Origin of the sequence: Marinomonas mediterranea MMB-1, assembly GCF_000192865.1 — a bacterium.
Lineage (GTDB): Bacteria > Pseudomonadota > Gammaproteobacteria > Pseudomonadales > Marinomonadaceae > Marinomonas > Marinomonas mediterranea.
Genome location: NC_015276.1, coordinates 2,633,918 through 2,654,785, shown reverse-complemented (window position 1 = coordinate 2,654,785; position 20,868 = coordinate 2,633,918). Strand labels below are relative to the sequence as shown.

20 protein-coding genes and 1 pseudogene are annotated in these 20,868 nt (G+C 44.9%); 10 read left to right on the top strand and 11 right to left on the bottom strand.

The genetic code is table 11. From position 1 onward, the window contains the following. Positions 1–41 precede the first annotated feature (41 nt). From MARME_RS21495 to MARME_RS12110, 6 genes and pseudogenes are all read left to right on the top strand, one after another. Positions 42–1,196 (top strand): hypothetical protein, encoded by a 1,155-nt coding sequence (locus MARME_RS21495; RefSeq protein ID WP_049787775.1) that lies wholly within the window; start codon positions 42–44, stop codon positions 1,194–1,196. Between the two features lie 95 nt (positions 1,197–1,291). Further along, positions 1,292–1,774: a GNAT family N-acetyltransferase gene (locus MARME_RS12125; RefSeq protein ID WP_013661552.1), complete on the top strand. Its 483-nt coding sequence runs from the start codon at positions 1,292–1,294 to the stop codon at positions 1,772–1,774. 192 nt (positions 1,775–1,966) lie between these two features. Continuing rightward, a pseudogene (locus tag MARME_RS22510) lies at positions 1,967–2,194 on the top strand (cupin domain-containing protein); the annotation flags it as partial. 154 nt (positions 2,195–2,348) lie between these two features. Continuing rightward, positions 2,349–2,450 carry an SRPBCC family protein gene (locus MARME_RS22505; RefSeq protein WP_223294972.1) on the top strand — a complete coding sequence of 34 codons (102 nt, stop codon included), beginning with the start codon at positions 2,349–2,351 and terminating at the stop codon, positions 2,448–2,450. Positions 2,451–2,520: 70 nt separating this feature from the next. Continuing rightward, complete coding sequence (locus tag MARME_RS22500; protein WP_041647914.1) at positions 2,521–2,784, top strand: SRPBCC domain-containing protein; 264 nt, start codon at positions 2,521–2,523, stop codon at positions 2,782–2,784. Between the two features lie 78 nt (positions 2,785–2,862). Further along, entirely contained in the window at positions 2,863–3,669 is an 807-nt protein-coding gene (locus MARME_RS12110; protein WP_013661551.1) for an SDR family oxidoreductase, read from the top strand. Positions 3,670–3,959: 290 nt separating this feature from the next. Here the strand turns inward: MARME_RS12110 and maiA are convergent, their stop codons facing one another. From maiA to MARME_RS12075, 7 genes are all read right to left on the bottom strand, one after another. Beyond that, positions 3,960–4,601, bottom strand: a complete 642-nt coding sequence (gene maiA, locus MARME_RS12105; RefSeq protein WP_013661550.1) for a maleylacetoacetate isomerase — start codon at positions 4,599–4,601, stop codon at positions 3,960–3,962. Positions 4,602–4,619: 18 nt separating this feature from the next. Continuing rightward, the gene (locus MARME_RS12100; protein ID WP_013661549.1) at positions 4,620–6,590 is read right to left on the bottom strand and encodes a TRAP transporter permease; all 1,971 of its coding nucleotides are present in this window, start codon (positions 6,588–6,590) and stop codon (positions 4,620–4,622) included. A gap of 56 nt (positions 6,591–6,646) precedes the next feature. Beyond that, a complete protein-coding gene (locus MARME_RS12095) occupies positions 6,647–7,627 on the bottom strand; it encodes a TAXI family TRAP transporter solute-binding subunit (protein WP_013661548.1) in 981 nt (326 codons plus the stop codon). Positions 7,628–7,699: 72 nt separating this feature from the next. After that, positions 7,700–8,014, bottom strand: coding sequence for a non-heme iron oxygenase ferredoxin subunit (locus MARME_RS12090; RefSeq protein ID WP_013661547.1), 315 nt, complete (start codon positions 8,012–8,014; stop codon positions 7,700–7,702). Positions 8,015–8,058: 44 nt separating this feature from the next. Continuing rightward, positions 8,059–8,535 carry an aromatic-ring-hydroxylating dioxygenase subunit beta gene (locus MARME_RS12085; RefSeq protein ID WP_013661546.1) on the bottom strand — a complete coding sequence of 159 codons (477 nt, stop codon included), beginning with the start codon at positions 8,533–8,535 and terminating at the stop codon, positions 8,059–8,061. Positions 8,536–8,537: 2 nt separating this feature from the next. Then, positions 8,538–9,794 carry an aromatic ring-hydroxylating dioxygenase subunit alpha gene (locus MARME_RS12080; RefSeq protein WP_013661545.1) on the bottom strand — a complete coding sequence of 419 codons (1,257 nt, stop codon included), beginning with the start codon at positions 9,792–9,794 and terminating at the stop codon, positions 8,538–8,540. Between the two features lie 69 nt (positions 9,795–9,863). Next, on the bottom strand, positions 9,864–10,850 hold the full coding sequence (locus MARME_RS12075) for a 2Fe-2S iron-sulfur cluster-binding protein (protein ID WP_013661544.1): 987 nt from the start codon (positions 10,848–10,850) through the stop codon (positions 9,864–9,866). A gap of 127 nt (positions 10,851–10,977) precedes the next feature. Here MARME_RS12075 and MARME_RS12070 point away from each other — a divergent pair, with 127 nt between their 5' ends. Further along, positions 10,978–11,883, top strand: a complete 906-nt coding sequence (locus MARME_RS12070) for a LysR family transcriptional regulator (protein WP_013661543.1) — start codon at positions 10,978–10,980, stop codon at positions 11,881–11,883. A gap of 273 nt (positions 11,884–12,156) precedes the next feature. Here the strand turns inward: MARME_RS12070 and MARME_RS12065 are convergent, their stop codons facing one another. Then, positions 12,157–12,801, bottom strand: coding sequence for a LysE family translocator (locus MARME_RS12065; RefSeq protein WP_013661542.1), 645 nt, complete (start codon positions 12,799–12,801; stop codon positions 12,157–12,159). 143 nt (positions 12,802–12,944) lie between these two features. Between MARME_RS12065 and MARME_RS12060 the strand changes: the two genes are divergently transcribed. Beyond that, positions 12,945–13,667, top strand: a complete 723-nt coding sequence (locus tag MARME_RS12060; RefSeq protein WP_013661541.1) for an SHOCT domain-containing protein — start codon at positions 12,945–12,947, stop codon at positions 13,665–13,667. Positions 13,668–13,882: 215 nt separating this feature from the next. Here the strand turns inward: MARME_RS12060 and MARME_RS12055 are convergent, their stop codons facing one another. Beyond that, positions 13,883–14,749 (bottom strand): hypothetical protein, encoded by an 867-nt coding sequence (locus MARME_RS12055; protein WP_013661540.1) that lies wholly within the window; start codon positions 14,747–14,749, stop codon positions 13,883–13,885. Between the two features lie 114 nt (positions 14,750–14,863). On the opposite strand from MARME_RS12055, the gene MARME_RS12050 reads away from it, so the two are divergent. Next, on the top strand, positions 14,864–15,268 hold the full coding sequence (locus tag MARME_RS12050; RefSeq protein WP_013661539.1) for a DUF1801 domain-containing protein: 405 nt from the start codon (positions 14,864–14,866) through the stop codon (positions 15,266–15,268). Here the strand turns inward: MARME_RS12050 and MARME_RS12045 are convergent. Both MARME_RS12045 and MARME_RS12040 read right to left on the bottom strand, forming a co-directional pair. Beyond that, entirely contained in the window at positions 15,240–16,397 is a 1,158-nt protein-coding gene (locus tag MARME_RS12045; RefSeq protein ID WP_013661538.1) for an NAD(P)/FAD-dependent oxidoreductase, read from the bottom strand. The two genes, MARME_RS12050 and MARME_RS12045, sit on opposite strands and share 29 nt — an antisense overlap. 19 nt (positions 16,398–16,416) lie before the next feature. Beyond that, positions 16,417–18,438 (bottom strand): LodA/GoxA family CTQ-dependent oxidase, encoded by a 2,022-nt coding sequence (locus MARME_RS12040; RefSeq protein ID WP_013661537.1) that lies wholly within the window; start codon positions 18,436–18,438, stop codon positions 16,417–16,419. A gap of 783 nt (positions 18,439–19,221) precedes the next feature. Between MARME_RS12040 and MARME_RS12035 the strand changes: the two genes are divergently transcribed. Next, positions 19,222–20,835, top strand: coding sequence for a methyl-accepting chemotaxis protein (locus MARME_RS12035; protein ID WP_013661536.1), 1,614 nt, complete (start codon positions 19,222–19,224; stop codon positions 20,833–20,835). Positions 20,836–20,868: the final 33 nt, after the last annotated feature.

Genomic DNA, 20,868 nt, shown 5'->3' with positions numbered 1-20,868 from the left:
CTTATTTTTGCCTTCTTTTTATGATAATGGCGACGGCTCTCATGAGCGCTTGCGATAAAAAGGGCAAACCGCTTGTCGCGGCCAATATGCTACAAGGCGGCTCTTTAGATGGACGCTACAGCTTTGGTGAAGTTTATTTACATTCAGGAGGAGGGAAAACCTATGTTGGAGTGGGAGGGGTAGGCGGGTATCCTGGTCCTACGATTGCAGGTGGCGGCATTGGTGTGCCCAGCTATATTGAAGGGGATTGGGCTAAAAAATACGAAGATAAAACACCTGGCTATCATTCGTATTACCGTATTTCTGCGCCGATTGATGCGATACTGGCGGAGAAAAAAATTCGGACTTTGCTAGGTTACTATAAGCATTATAAATCGAAGTACGGCACGATGCAGGTTGTTGTCGAAAAAGAAGAAATTAGAGTGTTATTTACTCTGGATTGTTATGAAAAGTGGGATGATTGTACGCCGAACGAAGGGGCAGACCCAAACGGCTATGTGATCAATGCACCACAAGGTTCATCAGATGTTGTCGAGCTCTTTCGTGGTAAGGGAGAAAGTTCCCTATTACCGTTTGCGGCATCCAGTTTTGATCCTAGAAACTTTAGAATCCACGAACATAAATCGAAGCATGGAAAAGTAGCGCTCACGAATGGTCTCGGAGTTGCTACTCGTCAGCAGGAGCAAGTTACACACCTCTCTCACATAAAAGCCACGTGGCAACAGTTTGACTCAGAGTTTGAGCTTGACCCAAACGACGATATGAACATTATATTCACGCCGCCATATGACCCAAATGCGCCGTATTTTGAAGTGGACGCGGAGCTGGATACGGCTCTCATTGAAGAGAAAATACAGGCATACCAAACCGTACATAAACGTGCATTGGGTTATACCGTCATTCAAGTGATTTTAAATGGAGATGGCTGGCTTCGTCTTTACTACAACTCTCATTGTCAAACTGAGCTAGACAGAAAATTAAGCGATTGTTTTTACGTTCCTATTGATGACCCCAATGGTTGGTTTACCACGGTTCCCCTCGTTGGAGATAAGAATCAAATGGCACGCCTTAGAAAAGCCCCATTTTATTACACGACCAAGGATTTTGACCAACATAGGAAATTTGGTGTCTTACTCTTTGAAGCCAAAGGCAAAGTGATTCCTAAGCCAGAGGATAAGAGCGAAGGAGAAATGTAAAAGGTAAAGGGCGCGGGGGCAAAGTACACGCTGTCTAAACGCTTAATACTTCACCGCATACACTTTGGTTATTTGTACACTACTACGGAATTGACATGCTAGAAATATTGCCAGCAAAAATTGAAAATTCAGAATTATTATTAAAACTCATAAAAGAGTTAGCGGTATTCGAGAATTTTCCATATGAAATATCAGTGACTAAAACAGATATCGAAAATAACCTATTTAAATCAAACCCTGATGCAGAGGCTATCATTTGTTACGTGAATAAAGAGGCATGTGGCTTTGCGGTCTTCTATTATACGTTTTCTACTGCGACAGGTAGACGCGGACTACACCTTGATGATTTATACATTCGACCTGAATTTCAAGGCCAAGGCATTGGGAAAAAGGTACTACGTTATTTATCAAGATTAGCCGTTGAACAACATTGTGCGCGTTTTGAGTGGTGGGCTTTAAAAACCAATGATCCAGCCATCAAGTTTTATCAAAAAATTGGCGCTAAAAAACTAGATGAACTCTGTGTGTTCAGAATGGAAGAAGGGGACATTTCAGAACTTGCGTCGAAAAGCATATGATAAGACAATGAACTCCCTCAATTTCCCCGTAAACGGGCGAAAACTAATTATGGAGTCCATATGAATAAAGTGAATGTTAGTGAAAAATTCGACCTGTTTTCGGAAGAATGGACACCAAAAAATTATAGCCGATTCAAATGGACAATTAGTTAAAATAGCCAAAGGAAGTGGCGACTTGTATGGCATAAACACGAGTATGAAGATGAACTGTTTATTGTCTTCAAGGGGCAGTTAACGTTAATGATGAAGGCTGGTGATGTTGTTCTGAACCCTGGTGAAATGTATGTTGTACCGAAAGGCGTTGAACATTACTCTAAAGCGGAACCCGATACTCATTTTATGATGGTTGAGCCGCATTCCACCGCGCATACTGGTGAAGAAACAAGTGACGTGACGGTATCATCCGAAGCGCAAGTTTAGATTTAACTTTAAACAAAGCATTCAGCGAAGTACGTCCGTACCGACCGTTGAGTAACGTGGTGTTATTTATAGGTAGTGGGCGCTCTAACCCAGAATCCAGAGAGCTGTGCCGTTTAGCCCGAGGCTGTGTTTCTCCATTTGACGAGGCAGACATGTGAAATTACTAGAAACAGAAATACAAATTGCCGCGAGTCCAGAGCGAGTGTGGTCGATTCTCACTGACTTTGAAAAATACCCTGAATGGATCCATTTATAAAACACATTCAGGGGCAAGTTAAAGAGGGCAAAAGGCTAGAAGTATTGATATCGCCCCGAACGGAAAAGACATGATGTTCGCTCCTATTGTTAAGTCCGTCGTTGAAAACTCGGAATTCAGTTGGTTGGGGCGTTTCGTGTTTCCCGGTATATTTGATGGGGAACATATTTTTAGTATTTCCGTTGACCAATCAAGTTCCGTGCTGGTACAAAAGGAAAAATTCAAAGGGGTGCTGGTATCTTTGTTGTGGAGCAGCGTAGACAGAGACATGCGAGCTGGCTTTGAACGGATGAATGCGGCATTAAAAGCACGAGCCGAGAGTGAAAATTCATAACCGGTGACGGTTGGAAAAGGGTTTCGTTGCCGTCTGTTCGCACTGGCTGTTTTTATTTTTTGATATTAAGGAGAAATCATGCCGAGACTTGATGGAAAGATTGCGCTTATCACTGGCGCAGCGAGAGGAATTGGACAAGCCGTTGCCGAACTATTTTTTGCTGAAGGCGCACAAGTCATTTTATCTGATATTAACGATGAACTAGGGCAAGCTGTAGCGGATAAGATAGGAGCCAACTCTAAATACCTTCATCTAGATGTATCGAAAGAATCTGATTGGCAAAGAGTGTCAACGTTTATTGAAGAGAACTATGGGCGGTTAGATATTGTCGTCAATAACGCAGGTATAACGGGTTTTCTTGAGACTCAAGGCCCGCATGACCCAGAGAATCTTGATATTGATAGTTGGCACAAAGTTCACGAAACAAACTTGGATGGTGTCGCACTTGGGTGCAAATACGCCATTAAACTAATGAAGAGTGCTACCCACGCCAGTATTGTGAATATTTCGTCGAGGTCTGGCATTGTTGGCATTCCAGCGGCGACTGCATATGCTTCAAGTAAAGCGGCCGTTCGAAACCATACAAAGTCAGTGGCTCTTTATTGCGCAGAAAAATCCTATCCTATTCGGTGCAACTCAATCCATCCCGGCGCAATATTCACACCGATGTGGGATATTATGCTGGGTCAAGGCGTGCAAAGGGAGCGCGCGATTCAAGACGTTGCTTCTGGCGTACCGCTTGGCGTGATGGGAGAACCAAAGGACGTTGCCTATGCCGCATTATATTTGGCGTCAGATGAATCTAAGTACGTAACGGGTATTGAGCTTAACATTGACGGTGGAATTCTTGCAGGCAGTTCAGCGGCACCTTCATCAGAAAAATAACGCCAAAACTCGGCGCTCAGCTTTTTCCATCGATGCGAGTTCTCCTGCTTCTAACTGCAGAGGCTTCAGATTTTTAAATCCCAAATTAGGGTTTGTGTTTTACGTGATGGAACGTGATAGGGCAATACCACCCTCATATTGGGCCACAAAGGGACGAGGTTCTGCTCCTCGAGATCGTTTCTATTTCATTGAAGTAGCTCTTCTAGCGTGCCTAATGTTTGCATTGTATGCTCCTCAATGGATTTTTATTTTTATTTGAGACCTTGGCGTCGCTCGTGACGTCAAGGTCTCTATTCGATAAAATCGGGCTGGCGTTGTGGTTCCGCTTCTTGAAAAGCCGCTTGTTGCTGACAGTGCTTATAGACCGCCATCACGTTTGGGAAGCCAGACATCGAGCAACCGAAGCGAATAGAGTTTGCGACTTGAGGGACAAGACAGCAATCGGCCAGTGTGGGTTGGTCTCCAAAACAAAAGGGGCCGACTCCATGACGCTCTAACAGTGTTTCAACGGCGGTTAGGCCTTGGTTTACCCAGTGCTGATACCACACTTTCTTGTCTTTATCTGAGATGTCCAAAACATTTTTTAAGTAACCTAGAGAGCGAAGGTTGTTAATAGCGTGCATGTCACACGCGATCACATTGGCTACTTCTAAGACACGTGTTCTCAGTTGCGGATCGTCAGGCAGCAACGCCGGAGTAGGGTAGGTTCTTTCTAAATAATCTAAAATGGCCATCGACTGGGTGAGACGCTGTCCATCATCTAAGATCAGCACGGGTACACCTTTTGACGGGTTTCGTGCGATGTGTTCTTCCGTCAGCTGATCGCCTATACGAATGTTGACGCCTTGATAATCGTAAGCCAGTCCTTTGATTGCTAATGCAATTCGTACTCGATACGAGGTTGAACTATTGAAAAAGCTATAGAGTTGCATGATACGCTCCTGTTGCAATCAAAGATGAGTTGATTTTGTGACGGAAGAATTAGGCTTTTTTTCGTGATCCTTAGAATGACCGAATCGGGTCGTGGCTACCGCTGCGATAAGCAGAATGACTCCGGCAACCTTTAATTCAAAAAACGAGTTGTCGCTGCCTAGATTTGGCCATAAAAATAGCCCACCAGCGGCCACAAATGCCAACCGATATAAAACATTTAGACGAACTTTAAAGAACCCTGCGAACCCTACTGAAACTGACCAAACGCCGATCAGGGCGCAACTGATGGTTACGACAATTTGCGACCAGTCTCCGATCAATAAAAGCGCGGGTGTCGTCACGAACAGGAATGGAATGATGTAGGCAGTCCAGCCCAATCTCATTGCTGATACAGCGGTTTTCATCGGGTCCGAGTCCGCTATGCTGGCGGCGAAAAAGGCACCAATGGCAATCGGCGGTGTCACCATAGACATCATACCGAGATAGAATATAAAGAGGTGCGCGGCAATGGGTTCAACCCCAACCTGAATAAGAGAGGGAGCGACGAGCACCGCCAGTAAAAGGTAAACGCCGACTGTTGGCATGCCCATGCCCAGTACAATGCAGACCAGAGCGGAGATGAGAAGCAGTACCAACAGGTTGCCTTGACCTAGCTCTACCAAAAAATACGTGAGTCCAAAACCCAGTCCCGTGATGTTCAAAATACCAATAATGAACCCAGCAGACGCGCCGATCATAATAATATCGACAATAGAGTGTCCGGTTTCTTGCAAGCACTCTTTAACGACCTTCGCGTTCATCTTTTTGCCTTTATATCCTTTTACCATACCGACAACCAAGGCACCGAGAGCACCCCATAACGCGGCGGTTTCTGGACGCTGGTTGAAGGTGAACAACGCTAAAATAACGGCGGCAAAAGGAATAATGAACACCCAACCATTGCGAAGAACGTGTCTTTTGGATGGGATCAGGTCTGGATCAATGGGTAAGATATTCTCCTTTGCGGCTTCTAGGTCTACTTGAATGTAAAGGGCGATGTAATAAAGAACGGCGGGGACAAGCGCAGCAAGCACAACGGCGCCGTAGCTGATTTGTAAAAACTCCGCCATCAAAAAGGCGACCGCTCCCATGACAGGCGGCATGATTTGCCCTCCTGTAGAAGCAACCGTTTCAATCGCGCCTGCCGTATGAGATTTAAAGCCGCCTTGTTTCATCATACGAATGGTCACGACACCCGTCGCGACAATGTTGGAGACAACGACGCCTGAAATAGAGCCAAAGAGTGCAGAGGCGATGGTTGCAATTTTGCCTGAGCCACCGCGACGTTTTCCCATCAACGCCAGAGCCATGTCATTGAAGAAATCAGCGCCGCCAGAGCGAAGCAGCAATTGCCCAAACAATATAAATCCAATAACAATGGTTGCTGCGACATTGAGTGTCAATCCCAGCATGCCATTGGTATCAACGCCGATGTAAACAAACAGTTGGTCTAAGCCGATGGCTCTGGTTTGCAGTGGGCCGGAGAAATGACTGCCGACTAGTGCAAAGGTCATAAAGAGCAATACGACAATAACAAGCGTTATGCCAACAACTCTGCGTAGCCCTTCTAACACCAATGCGAAAAGAATCGCTGAAACCATCAAACCATCCAATGGTAGATCAAGTTGATGTTCCACCAGATTGGGGTAACTAAAGGCCAGATATAGGCTGGTAACAAAGCCAAGGCCAGCGCAGATCAGATCGACAGTGAGTGTTAGACCTGAAGTCTGAACACGATTCTCACCCTTTTGTTTCTTTTGCTTCAGGAACACAAGCGCAAGACTCGCGCCGAGAATCACCGCCAAATATTGCTCTGTATAAATTGCTAACCCCAGCCGACTAAAAACGTCGGCGGAGAAGCAAATGGCAGCGATGGCAATAAATGCGCCTAGCGTATTAGATAACGTATCTATGTAGTTCCCTAGAGTCGTGGTTTGGCACGCTTTCATTGGATGTACCCTTGTCAAATGCATATATAACGACGGATTAAGTCAGGATGAACGCTTTAGTTCTGATCCTGCCAAAGCCCTTTTTCTTTAAAGTAGCGGATCGCGCCAGGGTGATAGTCAATTCCAGGGTAAGGCGTGTTGACCGTATCGACTGCGAGCGCACGGAATCCCGGAAAAATCTTGACCAGCGCATCGCGGTTTTCAAGAATGGTTTTGACCATCTTATAAACAGCATCGTCTGACACTCTGTTGTTCACAATGAGCACGTTGTCCCACGTCAGCATTGCTGTAGGTGCTTCGACCCCGACAAGGTGTGGTGCTGGGTTCACTGTCGTAAAGTAAAACGCAGGTCGTACTTTTAGTACGGCATCGAGTGATGTTTGATCTGTGCTAACAGGGAGGAATTTCACGCCGTCAACAGAGGCATCGACTTCCGCCACTTTGGGGCCACCCACGGCAAAATACGTGGCGTCCAGACGTCCAGACGATAAGTTGTCAGCGGCTCGAATAAGGTCGGGAACAGGTACTTTTCTGACGTCGTCCCAAGTTAGGCCGCCAGTTGCAAGCATTGCCGTCATATGAGGTCGGCCAATTGGAAACGCATTCCAGCCGGAAGCCACACGTTTTCCTTTTAAGTCTTCTATGCTGTTGATGCCTGAATCTTTGCGTACGAAAATGCCAATAGGTTGAGGGCTAATACGCATTGCGACGCGTAAGTTGGATCGTTTTCGATCCTTATAATCGGCCTCGCCTTGGTGTGCAACAATCGCATCGTTTACGTCATTAATCGCGAACTCTGCTAAACCTTGATTGACGGCATCCATCATAGCGCGGTTGCCGCTATAAGGTTGCACCACGAGATTGATGCCTGCTTTGGAGCGACCGATATTGGCAAAGCCATTACTCATTGTGTTCCAAACTGAGCCTTGAGGCGGTGATGCGATTGACATGATTTGAGCGGACGCGTGCCCAGACATCATGGTCAGTGTGGCGATTGTTGCGCCGATCGCAGCGACGGTTAAAAGCGACTTTTTCATTGTTGTTCTCCAGTGTATTTATAGTTATTTTTCTGGCTTTTTATTTAGGCCGTATTGTATGGCGGTCGTGCTTTATCCTAGTTTTATAAAGACCTGATCTCCCTCCGTTTTAGTCGGATAGGCCGTGATATCGTGTGTTAACGGTTCACTCATTGCTTTGCCACTTTTAATGCAAAAACGGCCTTGATGAAGAGGGCATTCGATTTCTCCGTCTTCGAGAAAACCGTCACTCAACAGGGCTCTTCCGTGAGAGCAAACATTGTCTGTGGCAAACACGCCGTCTTCGACTTTATAAAGGGCAATAGGGTGACCTTCTACGTTGATGCCGATGACATCGTCTTCAGGAATGTCATCCAATTGAATCGTTTTTATCCAGTTTTCTTGCATAATCGCCTCGTTATTAATGGTTGTTATTTGAGTCGGATGCTCCGTTAAATCGGATAGATTAGGGAGTTCAATATCATGTCGTTATCAAAAATACAGAGTCGTGATTCAATCTTGATTTTACCGTCTACTAAACGCAGCCGATCAAGGTATCGCCCGACGTTGAACACCTCGGCAATACCATCGTTTTTAGTGCGGTAAACGCTATAGTTCGCCTGAGATTCAATGATGTTTCCTGACGATGACTCACTTAGAATTAAGGGCGAGTTCACGGTATGAAGTTGGTGATACGGATCGTGAAATATGGTTTCTGTTATTCCGTAAATACGGTCCTTCAACATGCCGATGCCAGTGAGAGATAAAGTGGCCATAGGCAAGCTGCGGTCGTAGTTTTCTCTCGATTGAATTTTATAAGTGCAATCGTCGCTAAACAGAGCCAGCCAATCCTCCCACTTTGCTTGGTCGGTGATCGCGGCGTACTCTTGATAAAACTGACTGACCAGTAAATACTTTTCGGGCTGCATGGTTACACCTCCATCAATTTTCGCCAATAGTCATACATGCCTCGAATGAGGGTTTCTGAAACCATATGATCTGTTTCTTCTATTCCTTTGCCACCTAACTCGGCTAAAGAACGGTGGTTAGGTTTTTGCTCGAATCCTTGTTGTGAAAATTCGATGACTTCGCCGTCGTCTGCCGACACGAATCCAGCAGGCCCAAATAGATTGGCTTGGCGTAAGCGGCGTTCGGTCATTTCTTCTGTGTCGTCTTCGTAGCCAAAATGAGTCCACACAAAGTCAAATGAACCGTGTCCATTTGGCTGTATATGCCTTGTACTGACGCTGTTTACTTGTTGTTGCAGGATCACGCTTGGGAAAATGGTCATCATGACGGCAGTTGGGCCATCCCACCAAGGTTCCACTTCTACATCTAGGAAGCTTGGGTCGTTTAACGTCATTGACTCTTTGAAGCTCGAAACGTTCGTCGTTTGAGCGTTTTCGCCACCGGCGCCACGCGTTGATATCATTGCAGCATGACGAAAGTGATCATCCATTTTTAGCTCTGAGCGATTATCTGCTCGCCATAAACCAAATGTGACAAACCAAGTGTGCAGTAGGCCAGGGTGGTAGGGATCTTTGATGTTTTCCTGCATGAGTTTCCAGTTTCCTGGAATGCGTTGTTTGTTGTAGCCCAATAGAGTGAGCTTTCTACCGTTAAACATACGATCGAAATAGCTGAGGATCGTTGGACCGAGAAAATCTTCAAATGATTCGATATCGTGATCGAAGCTTGCGAATACGACACCGCCGCGTTGTGCAACGCGAAGCTTGGTAAGGTGATGATCTGCTGGTTTAAAGTCTTTTGGCATTCCACCTTTAACTTGCCCGTCTTGTTTTACACCTCGACGAAACGGCACGCCTTGCAGATTGCCTTCAAGATCATAATTCCATTGGTGATAGGGACAAGTGAAGCTTTTTGTATTGCCTTGCTTCTCGCGACAAAAACGCATGCCCCGATGCGCGCAGAGGTTTTCGACGACATAGATACTGCCGTCTTGATCTCTAACCATAATGACGGAGCGTTCACCTATGACGGTGCGTTTGAAATCCCCAGGGTCTGGTATTTCAGCTTCTAGGCCGACATAACACCAGTGCTTTTGATAGAAGAGGCGTTCAAGTTCTTTTTTATGAACGTCTTCATTGGTATAGGTCCAAAAAGGAATGCGACAGGTTCCTTCTTGGTTCCAAACATGTTCGTTTGTATTGCTGTTTATCTGACTCATTGTATTACCCTTTTTATCTTTATTTTTGGGTTAAAACGTTGTGTTACTCATTCCTGTTTATTTTTCCGGTCAAACACCACTTGGATAAAACGCATCCGCGTAAATTTGTTCGATGTTTGCTCCTCGTTTCGTACAAGCAAGCGATGCGGCTTCGACCATAGAGGGCGCGCCAGCTAGGTAAATGCGCCAATTGAGTAGATCGATAAAGTGCTCTGTAATGGCATCGGTCACCAGACCACGAAAGTAGTTGGTGCCCACTGGAAAATGGTCAAGCGTGATCATGTACTGAAAATTCGCGTACTTGTCTTCGAGCTGTTTAAGGACATCGGTGCCATATAAATCTTTTTCGGTACGCGCTCCGAAGATCAAATGAATGTCGTTTTTCATACCGGACTCAAGCGCTCCACGAACGATAGACAGTATTGGTGCTAGGCCTGTTCCTGTAGCGACGCACAGCATAGGGGACGTGGTTTTTCTGCGAAGGTATGATGCGCCTAATGGACCATTGAGTTTTATGCTTTCGCCGATTTTTACGGTATCGTCAAGACGCCCAGTAACGCGGCCATTGGGGACAATTCGAATGTGAAATTCCAACAGTTCATCTTGAGTGACGCCGGCCATTGAGTAAGACCGTGTGCCGTCTTCTCGCCAAAATGTCAGGTTTGAAAATTGCCCCGGAGCATACTCAAACGTTTTGCTTGGCTTTAATAACAAGCGGCGAACATCGGGAGATAACGTTTCATAGGCCACTATCTTGGCTTTTAGCGTTTTGGTTGGGTGCGTCACAATCTCATCGGGTTCTGGAATCTCAATGACGCAGTCGGACTCGAGTCTGCTTTGGCAGGCCAAAACATACTGACCATGTCTTGCAAGTTTGCCTTCCGCTGCTGAGGGCCCCGCGACTGCGCCGTCAAGAATCTTGCAACGGCATGTTCCACAACGACCAGACAAACAACTGTAGGAAATCGGGATGTCGTTTTCCATTAGGGCTTCCAATAAGGTGGTGCTGGAAGAAGCGTTAATGGTTTTATTGATTGGTTTGATTAGTATGTCCATCGTTGCTCTTAATGATTGTTGTTGGATATGTGTGCAATCGCGTATGGTCTAAACTATAGAGTCTGATAAGATATTCAGATATAAAATAACGATAATAATAGATATTCATGCTGGTGAGGTCTCAATTATGATTCGACTTCAAGACATCGATTTAAATCTTCTGGTTGTATTTCAGTTGATGTACCGAGAGCGCAAAACCGGCCCTGTCGCCGAGCAGTTAGGATTGACTCAACCTGCTGTTAGCAACGCGTTGGCGCGTTTGAGAAAGGCGCTTAATGATGAACTCTTTGAACGAACGGCGCGCGGTATGCGGCCAACCCCTTTCGCGGACAGTATTGCCGAATCTGTTGGGTATGCATTGAGTACGCTTCAAGACGGTCTGAACTACAAAGAGCGTTTTGATCCTTTAACAAGTGACCGTTCTTTCTGTATTAACATGACTGACTTGGGAGAGATGTACCTATTGCCACAGCTCATGGCGCATCTTGCTCAGTACGCTCCGAATGTGACCGTAAGTACAGTACGAGATCATGGCCACACCCTAAAAGAAGAGCTTGAGACAGGAAGTATCGACTTAGCGATCGGGCTACTTCCCCAATTAGAAGCGGGGTTCTATCAACGTCGCTTATTTGATCAGGATTATGTCTGCTTGATGCGAAAAGACCACCCTTTTGCTAAAGGTGAGCTGTCGCTTGAGGAGTTTGCAAAATCGGAACATATCATTATTGAAGCGCACGATACGGGACATGGAAGAGTAGAGAAAATACTGACGAAAAGTGGTATAGCAAGGGTTAGCAAACTCAAATTACCGCATTTCATCTCCGCACCCTACATCGTTGCAAATACGGACTTAATTGCAACGGTGACAGAGAAGCTGGCTTTACAGACAGCAGAAACCCTATCGTTAGAAATTAAAAAACACCCTATAGAGATACCGCCGGCGCAAATCAATATGTTTTGGCACCGGCGTTTTCATCAAGATTCAGGCAATGTGTGGTTTCGAAACTTGATATTTGAGATGTTCTCTGAGTAGAGTTATGGTTTTAGCATGGCAAGCTTTGCACCAAAGCCCATAAAAATAACGCCTGTCGTTGTAAGGAAGGTGTGAACAAGTCTACTGGCTTCAGCGTGTGGATAACTCTTCTTTATTCGAGGCAAGTTTCGCCGTCCAATATTGAGCATATTGGCAAGAAAGTTAACAAAGAATTAAAGAGAGTTTAGCCCTCGCCCTTTGGGTCTTTCAGAGAAACAGCCTATCTTCGTTAAGAGTGATTGAAAGGTATTAACATTCCTGCTCACTCTCGCCTTAATAAGCTGTTTCTCTGATAAGACTGAATTTCATAAGACTTATTCGTACCTTCCTTGACCATTTCTGGAACGTCTTGTTGCGGGTTGTGTTTGACAGTTTCGCTAACAGCAAGACCATACCTGCAAACCATGCGATATTTAGTAAAGAATGTACAAATACCAAAGTAAAAGCCTCTGTCGCATTTGCGCCAGCAGGCAAAAATTGAGGAAATGCCGCAAGGTAAAACATAGCCGTTTTAGGGTTCAGGGCATTGGTTAGGAAACCCTCAAAAAAAGCACCCATTAAATGGACTTTCTTGTCTTTATTTTGAGGCACATTTTGAGAGGCCTTCTGTGCTGTTGAGGCTTGACTTCGCCCCCACGCTGATCGAATTGCTTTTATTCCAATCCAGCATAAATAAGCAGCGCCTAACATTTTTACGATGAAGAAGAGTTGAGCGGATTGAGTCAGTATCAAAGCAATGCCCAATATTGACAGGCTGCCTTGTAAGAAAAAAGCCGTAACAAAGCCAAAAATATTTGCGAATCCGGCTGATTTTCCCGAGATTGGCACCGTTTTAGCGATCAATAGTCCGTTTGGTCCCGGCGACATAACAAGTAAAGAGGCAACGAGTGCAAAGCTAATAACGTTTGATAAATCCATAATTATCCTTTTTAGCTCAACAATTGAGCGTCTTGTCTGTTACATTACTGTATTGCGATATTTAATTCGAAATCAATTCTTTATAGAGGGTTGATAGTTCATGTGCACGCATATTGTCGAGTTTGGAAAGAGGAAGAATAGATATGATAAAACGTTGGCTGTTTCTCATTGTTGTTATGGTGGGAGTAAGTGGGTGTTCTACGCTTTATTATCCGTCTCCCATGTTGGAGACAGAAGTATTCAAAAAAATGATCAGCATTGAGCCTGTTGCCCCAAAAGAAAAGATTTATCGACAATATGTCAGTAATGGTTTGTATATACAGTTTGAGCGACTGGGTGAAGATAACGTGCTTTATGGCTGGTATACCTGTACGGATTGTACTTGGACGCGCTCCAAAGTGCTTGCGGTGTATGATGGAAGCTACTTGTATCTAACCTATGGTCATCACGAGGAGTTTTATCTTGAGGCTCCTCAACCTGTACGCCAACATCCTGATAATTCGCATTGGTCGTGGAGTGTGATTGAAAAGTTCCAGATAGAAGGTCGTAACCTAATCAAGCTTGGGCAAATACGTAAGTGCACCTATGACACCCAGTTAATACGAGAGTGGAAAAATAGGCCTTGGAGTGGGGGAGGTGACTATGATTGCCGCTACCAAAAACAAGGTTCCTATAATTCCATTTTCGTAGCAACAATCGATGAAACGATTACAGGTAAACGTAGCTCTATTGTGGGTGAAGAAAGTGACGTTATATCTAGCGAAGTACGTGTAAAATTACAGACATTGAAAGAGTTATTCGACGAAGGACTAATCAATAAATCTGACTTTGAGTCAAAACGTAAAGAGTTGCTGGATTCGCTGTAGCAATTCCATTAAACCACTCTTCACGAAGATAAGTTGTTTCTCTGAAAGACTCAAAGGAGATACGCTGGCTATCTTTATTGTGTCTTTGAGTGATTAAAAATAAAAAAGGAAGGCTTTATGCCTTCCTTTTTTATTTTTGCATGTTTCTTCGTTACTTACGCTGGTGTATTACATTGCATCGCTTCAGTGTTCTGGATCACATTACGACTGAATGGTTAAACGCCTATTATGTTACTGCATTGATCTGGCATGCCATCTCTTTTGCCATAGATAGGTCGATAACGTTTAACACCCAAAAACTCTTTTGTTTTCACGTAATCCATTAGGAATGGCGACTCATTCCATTTTGACGCAGCGTTATACAACTTACCTAAATTTAAGAGAATGATATTGTCCAAAATAAAGACCATATCATCTTGCCAGCCGCCTTCTTTGCCCAAAATAATTTTAAGGTCGCCCTCAGTAAGCGGGTAATGCGGTGGGTAAAAATCAGGTAAACTCGTTAAGAGTTTGACGCCAATCCCACGTGGATCGGCAATGAATTCGGCCAATTCCGGAAATATAGTCACTTCTTCAACCATTGCTTGGGCGAACATTAAGCGATAAAGCGTAATATTGAGAAACTTTTTCTCAATATTGTTTTCTAGTGCAACACACCCTTCATAGCGCTTAAAACCGTCCAATATGGTGGAGTTGTGAGCGATATACCATGTCTCTGGCGTTGGGTTGTTGATAAAGTTTAGCCAATTTAAGACAGGCATTGGGGCATCAGGGTTGGTAACGTTGTTTTCTTTCATTGCGCCTGCAAGTTCGGACATGAAGATGAAGTTGAGATTGGTATTCCTCCACCACACGCTGCCAGGCTGTTCTTTGTCGTCAAGAGGGTTTAAAACACCGCGTTTGATCTCCCATTTCAAAAACGCAATTTCGGATCGACCATAACTGTGTCCATCTTGTACGCAGTAGCCGTATTTTTCGTAGAACGCCTGTCGTACTTGCAATCGTTTTTCGGGGAAATTTGCAATGCTCTCGGTTAAAGCTCGTACTTCTTGTACCAGTTCGTCGTATGTTTTATTACTCACTTTGACACTCCTTAGTTTTAGACAATTTCACGTTGCAAACGTACAGAAAGTTGGCTTAATCTGTAATCTATATTGGATTCTAATTCGAGTAAATGACGTTTGAAGGTAACAAAAATGGATGTGCTGGTAAAAAACAAAGTTGATTTGTACCCTCGTGAAGCCGTGTCTGTTCTTATTCAAATTCGCCAAGCAATCTACGATATTGCAGACGAGTATCAACTTGGAAACGTCGAAGAGACTTTGAAGTGGGGGCAGCCAAGTTACCTCGTAAAAGGCGGAAGTACGGTGCGTTTTGACTGGAACCCCGACTTTCCAGAGCGTTGCTTCGTCTTTTTTCATTGTCAAACTAAGCTGGTGGAAACATTTCGCGAAGTCTATGGCGATCAGTTAGAGTACCAGGGAAAACGCGCTATCGTATTAAGAATTAAGGCGCCGTTTCCCTCTGTCCAATTAACGCATTGTCTGTCGCTCGCGTTGCGTTATCATTCGCTTAAGCAGTTGCCGCTTCTGGGTTGCTGATGGCGCTTTGATTTTCACTGTCTGAATCGCGTCGTTTCTCGTATCGGCATTGGTTTATCCAAAACTCGGTTTGGTAAAATCGTTTTGCTTGCTCATAAAGCGCGATTCTTTTTTGCATGTACACTTTTGCGACCTGTTTTAGAGTATCGCCATAGTGCTCTAGAGCACGCGTTCGATCTGGGCTGTTGAGTGCTTTATCGAGCATGCCCGCTGTGGCAATAGCGTTGTATATTCCCTGCGAGGAAACAGGATCAAAGCCAATTGCCGCGTCGCCACACGCAGCCCAACTTGAGCCAAAGGGTGTATCCAAAACAGAGCTTCGGGCATTATGCGTGTTGACTAATGTGTTCTTGAGTAGTGAAACAGGGAACGTTTTGGATATAAGATTGGTTTCGAGCAAACTTTCGAACCAAAGTGAATGATTATGTGCAGCTCGTACTGCAAAGCTTGAGTCAGTATGAAATACAAACATGAGCTTTCTATTAGGCAGTTTCGCCGCGTACCACCAACCATTATGCTGTGTTTCAATAAGCGTTTCGCTGCTAAGATATTGATAGCGTTCTTCACTGATTTCGACGCTCGCCCAGAGCGCGATCAAGGGTTCGCTTTTGTATTTTTTAACGTTTAATTTTCGTGCAATGAGGCCGCTTCGGCCGCTAGCATCGATAATAAATTGGCTGATATAAGGCAGAGAGCGTGATGTGGTGGATACACACCAGATGTGAGAGCCGTTAATAGCATCACTCTTGCCTAATTGAGTTGCTTGCGTTGAGACGACCTCGACGCCGCTTTGAATGGCTGCATCGAGAAGATCTTTTTCGAATTGCCGTCTATTTAGGCGCCAGTCTGATCCGTTTAAGTGCAACATAAAGTCGTATTTGACTCTGCTGCCTGACCAGTAGGCGTCGCTTCCTGCTATGCGGCAATGATGTTCGTCGGTCAACTCGGGCAGTCCTAGTTTCTTTAATAGAGGGTTGAAGCTAGCTGGAACGGATTCACCTACTTTTTCAGCGTGGGGATCTGAATTATCAATGAGAGCGACTGTTTTTCCTTGTCGAGCTTGTAGGGTCGCGACGGCAAGCCCCGCAGGGCCTCCGCCTAATACAATCAGATCGTATTGAGTATTCATATTGTCGAGTAGGTTGTTCCTAACGTTTTGTTGGTTTTCGTTGGCGAAGTTTTACTGCGTCTTGCAGCTGCTCTTCGCTTGCCCATCCAGCCTCGTCCAATTTGTGAGCTCGGCTTCCTTTTGTCAGAGTGGCAGCGGCTTGTAATAGTGTCTTAGCGTCGCTTTCTGAGTAGCCATTGTTTTCAACGTAAATGACGTCAGGGAAGTCTGGGTCGTCCTTAAATCCGGGGCGAGCTTCTATTATACCTTGCGCACTGAAATCTGCGATCATCCTATCCATTACTTGCGCGATACTCGGTTTATCGCCATTGTCGAGCGGCTTATCAATAAAACGATTCCAACTAACGCGGCGGCTAAACACCGCATAGCGTGCATCGCGATCAATGTTTTTGTCCATCACAAGCTCATAGTCTTTTTCGCTTAAAATGGTATTTGGAACGCGTGCAGGCCAAAAGCTTGGTTGAAACTGATCATACTCGATGTCATAACCTGCTCGGCAATAGGCGGTGTCTCCTTGCCAAGGTAACCCCATCCAGCGTGTAAGGCCGCCAGGAGGTTGCGCGTGCAAAGGACCCGTTAACGAGAGCGCTTGTTGTTGATTTAGGCTGTCGCCCCATTTATCCGCTTTTTCTTTTTGGTGACTTCGACGAATTCTAAAAGGCGCGGAATACATGCCAGGATGTCGCATTGGCCACGTCATTTCACACCCCGGGTGGAACGCATCGGCAAGACAAAAGTGCATTGCTGCTTTGTCTAACTCGTGAGGTTGTTGTTCGAGCTCCAAATCGTCTATAGAGGTGGCTTGAGTGGCCTTTGGGTCCCAGTCGTCGATGAACTGACCTTTTGCCCAACGTTGTAAATGAAGCTGCTGCAACGCTGGCAATGCGAGCATCGTATTAGGTGAGCTCTGAAACAAATTGCCACCAAAATCGTCTCCGTACAACCATGGCCACAATCGAGGGTCATTGAATTCTACTTGATTGGGTCGGAAGCTGTTCAAAAGGAGATTGCGAAGCTCGCCAAACGAGTCTATATCAGGGTTGATTAACGACGGTTTTTTGGAAAGCTTAGCGATTAAGGTGTCGTCGTCAAAATTCATTTGTGCACCGCTACCGAACATCGCAGCGAAACCTTTATTGACCCACTGTAAGTTAGACAGCCGTTTTAGTTGTGGTAGTACGTCGTTCGTAAAAGACGTGGTTTCAGGCACGGGCATCCAGCCATTGTCGACATAAACGTCCACCATTAAGTCGTACATGGTGCGCCAGCTTACAATATCTGGAGCATAATTAGGCGGGGTGCAAACTACCCATGCGCCTTCTACAGGAATGTCTTTGCCATCGATTATGACCGATGCGTCCACAGGGCCGTCTGACATATCGTCGTACCAATCCGCGGCATTATTAAAGGAATCACCGTTTTCTGGATCGTAGGGTGGTTTCCCAGAAGGGGAGTCAGATAAGCCGTGACCCCCTAAAAATAGCAGGCGCCCTTGTTCGTCGGTTTGCAGTTCACCAAGGTAAACGTTGACGTCTGTTGCATTCTTTACATCGCTGTTGAACGTGCCATTAAACTGGTAGTCGTTTCCCTTTGTTGATTGGCCCGAAATCGTGACGGGAGCGGGCGCGATAACAAGTTGTTCTCTATCCGAGCCTTTAACCGTTGGGTTCCGAGGTTTAACGACAAGGTCTTTTGTTTCAGGGATGTCCATTGCTGTAATAAAATGGAACCAGTTAGCCTTCGCATTTGCGACTTCTACTGTCCAGTTTATTGTCGCATCATCGGGCGTGATTTCCTTAACAACATCGCCGTTTTTGTTGTAGCCGAAGATGCGAAAGCGAGCGGCTTGTCGCTTTAACTCTCCTTCAGGCGTGCGATAGAAATTTTGCGGTGCAGAAGCGGGTGTGCTGACTTCGGGACCGATAAAAAAGTCGTCTTTGGCGTTGCCGACTCGTGCCACCCCGATCCCTGGATGAATTGCTGCTCTGACAATGTGGGTATCGATGTCTTTTGTATTGGGTTTGGAAGAAGTCGTTTCCATATCGCGTCCTTTAAAGTACTTAAGGTGAAAAAACACTGCGAAAAATTGAGTAAGACCGTGTGTGTATAACGCGATTTACACGGTCTTACCTAAGTTTCTGAAAGCAAAGCGGTCCTGAAAACAAAGGGGTTCTGTAAACAAATGGACTGTCAGTAAGACTATAAGATTTGACCGACATTGAAAATTACACGGCGTTACACGAACCCATTATTGGTCTCGTTGAGGATCATGAGCGCAAATGCACTGCTTACTTTCTTCACCTACCTCTCCGCAATAGTGAAAGAGTAATTTTTAGAATATTTAATAAATTATTTATGAAAAATATTTAATGGCGCTTTTATCTATAAAAAGCATGAAATATTTTAAGGAAGGTACGAATAAGTTGTATGAACCTCAGCGTTTTCCTTGTTGGCGTTCTAGTCAATATTCTCAATAATGGAGGGCGCTTGTTGCCTTGAATTCTCTGGGCTTTTGCCGAACTTTTTAGTGTTATTGGGCTTTTTTGTTTTTGTAAGCAAGCAATTGCCTAAAAGGTGGTTGCAAATGTAGATAGCTTCTCTTTAGTCCTATTTTTTTGCTAATTGTGAGAAAATAAGCAAATGAGCTTATTTTAGAAAATATTAACTAGAATATGTACTTAGAAGCAAGATTGGAAGATGTTCATGTTGCATAATAAGGAGAACGAACTTGGCTTGTTTGACCTGAAACGTCCTCTAAAACGCCACCGCTTCTACTTAATTGGATGAAAAAAGCCCCTCTTGGGCGTATAAAAAAAGGATTAACATGAATAATCTATCAATGAGAGCAAAGTTTATTGCACTTGTCAGTTCCATCATTATTGTGTTCTTAGTCGCATTAAGCGTAATGAAGTCTAAAAGTACCGAGTTGGTCGACAGCTTCAACCGCTTTTATAATGAAAATCACGCGACTTCATTAAACTTAGAGCGCATTAAAGAAGCTCAAGTAAGCATTATGCTTAATGTGAGAGGTCTGCAAATTGCCTATTTATTGTCTTTAGATAAGCAAATCCCACCGTATTTAGACGCCATATCAGAGGGCTATAAGAACACGCCCGAACTATTTTCAAACTTAAACGAAGGCTTCAATGGTGAAGCAAACGCGCTGAGAAAACTGCAAGATCTAACCGACGATTTTGAAGGTAGGACGCGAGATTTTGTCAAAGCGATGCAAGATGCCGATGACAACAAAGCACCGTTTTCAGTGTTTTCTGCGTTTATCACGTCTTACAATAAACTCATGGAGCACTTCTCTGATTTGACGAAACAAAATAATTCAGAGGTTCTAAAAGCCAAACAGGCAAGCGAAACGCTTGTAACGGAAATAGAATTTAACTTCTGGGGTGCCATCCTAATAGCTTTGGCCGTCTCGTTAACGCTGGGCTACATCATTTCCAACAACATTGTTAACGGGATTCGTACTGTTCGAAGCGCTGCTCAAAGCATGGCAGAAGGGTATTTGAATAAGCCTATTTCGATCGCTGGACACGACGAAATCTCGGACTTGGGCGGTGCGATCAACACCACAACCCAAAATCTGCGAACGGTGATCGATAATGTGTTGAGTTCGGTTAACACTGTTAATGAAAACAGCCAAGGTGTACTTAAGGCCAACAACGATGTTGCGGAGTGCTCACTGGAAATTATGGAGAACACTGAACAAGTTGTTGTTGCTCTTGATCAGATGTCAGCCAATAACCACACCATTTCTGACAATACACAGCAGTCTGCGGAAGCCGCCAATGAAATTCGGAAGGTAGCTCAAACCAGTCTATCAACCGCTCATAACACGCTGGATGCCATTAATGAATTGGTTGCTGCTTTGAAGGAAACCAACGGCGTTGTCAGTGAACTGCGTAACGAAACCAATAATATTGAAACTATTCTGGGTGTTATACGAGGCATTGCAGAACAAACCAATCTGCTTGCGCTAAATGCCGCAATTGAAGCGGCGCGTGCAGGGGAAAGTGGACGGGGTTTTGCGGTCGTCGCTGACGAGGTAAGAGGCTTGGCTCAACGTTCCCAAGACAGTGTAAATGAAATAGAAGCACTGCTACTGAAGCTAAACAACGCCAGCAATCGAGCGGTTAGCCAAATGGACAGTAGCCTAGTGCTCGTTGAGTCCTCTCACGATCAAGTTGCGCAAGGCAATGAACTAACGAGCAATATACTGGAGCGTATTGAAGGCATTTCTGACCAAACTCAGCAGATTGCGTCGTCCGCAGCGGAACAGATCTCCGTGTCAGAAGACATTAATAGAAAAATGCACTCTGTTCGCGATTTGACACAGCACAATGCTGAAATCGCGAAAAGCTCCGGTCTAGATATGGCAGAAAACAGCGTCGACGTACAGCAGCAGCTTAGCTTCTTTAAACTCTAGCGTTGTTCGCTCACACTTAAAGCGATGACAAGT

Excerpts from the sequence above, each read along its gene's own strand:
- MARME_RS21495 (WP_049787775.1), top strand. The coding sequence starts at position 42 with ATGAGCGCTTGCGATAAAAAGGGCAAACCGCTTGTCGCGGCCAATATG.
- MARME_RS12125 (WP_013661552.1), top strand. The coding sequence starts at position 1,292 with ATGCTAGAAATATTGCCAGCAAAAATTGAAAATTCAGAATTATTATTA.
- MARME_RS22500 (WP_041647914.1), top strand. The coding sequence starts at position 2,521 with ATGATGTTCGCTCCTATTGTTAAGTCCGTCGTTGAAAACTCGGAATTC.
- MARME_RS12110 (WP_013661551.1), top strand. The coding sequence starts at position 2,863 with ATGCCGAGACTTGATGGAAAGATTGCGCTTATCACTGGCGCAGCGAGA.
- maiA (WP_013661550.1), bottom strand. The coding sequence starts at position 4,601 with ATGCAACTCTATAGCTTTTTCAATAGTTCAACCTCGTATCGAGTACGA.
- MARME_RS12100 (WP_013661549.1), bottom strand. The coding sequence starts at position 6,590 with ATGAAAGCGTGCCAAACCACGACTCTAGGGAACTACATAGATACGTTA.
- MARME_RS12095 (WP_013661548.1), bottom strand. The coding sequence starts at position 7,627 with ATGAAAAAGTCGCTTTTAACCGTCGCTGCGATCGGCGCAACAATCGCC.
- MARME_RS12090 (WP_013661547.1), bottom strand. The coding sequence starts at position 8,014 with ATGCAAGAAAACTGGATAAAAACGATTCAATTGGATGACATTCCTGAA.
- MARME_RS12085 (WP_013661546.1), bottom strand. The coding sequence starts at position 8,535 with ATGCAGCCCGAAAAGTATTTACTGGTCAGTCAGTTTTATCAAGAGTAC.
- MARME_RS12080 (WP_013661545.1), bottom strand. The coding sequence starts at position 9,794 with ATGAGTCAGATAAACAGCAATACAAACGAACATGTTTGGAACCAAGAA.
- MARME_RS12075 (WP_013661544.1), bottom strand. The coding sequence starts at position 10,850 with ATGGACATACTAATCAAACCAATCAATAAAACCATTAACGCTTCTTCC.
- MARME_RS12070 (WP_013661543.1), top strand. The coding sequence starts at position 10,978 with ATGATTCGACTTCAAGACATCGATTTAAATCTTCTGGTTGTATTTCAG.
- MARME_RS12065 (WP_013661542.1), bottom strand. The coding sequence starts at position 12,801 with ATGGATTTATCAAACGTTATTAGCTTTGCACTCGTTGCCTCTTTACTT.
- MARME_RS12060 (WP_013661541.1), top strand. The coding sequence starts at position 12,945 with ATGATAAAACGTTGGCTGTTTCTCATTGTTGTTATGGTGGGAGTAAGT.
- MARME_RS12050 (WP_013661539.1), top strand. The coding sequence starts at position 14,864 with ATGGATGTGCTGGTAAAAAACAAAGTTGATTTGTACCCTCGTGAAGCC.
- MARME_RS12045 (WP_013661538.1), bottom strand. The coding sequence starts at position 16,397 with ATGAATACTCAATACGATCTGATTGTATTAGGCGGAGGCCCTGCGGGG.
- MARME_RS12040 (WP_013661537.1), bottom strand. The coding sequence starts at position 18,438 with ATGGAAACGACTTCTTCCAAACCCAATACAAAAGACATCGATACCCAC.
- MARME_RS12035 (WP_013661536.1), top strand. The coding sequence starts at position 19,222 with ATGAATAATCTATCAATGAGAGCAAAGTTTATTGCACTTGTCAGTTCC.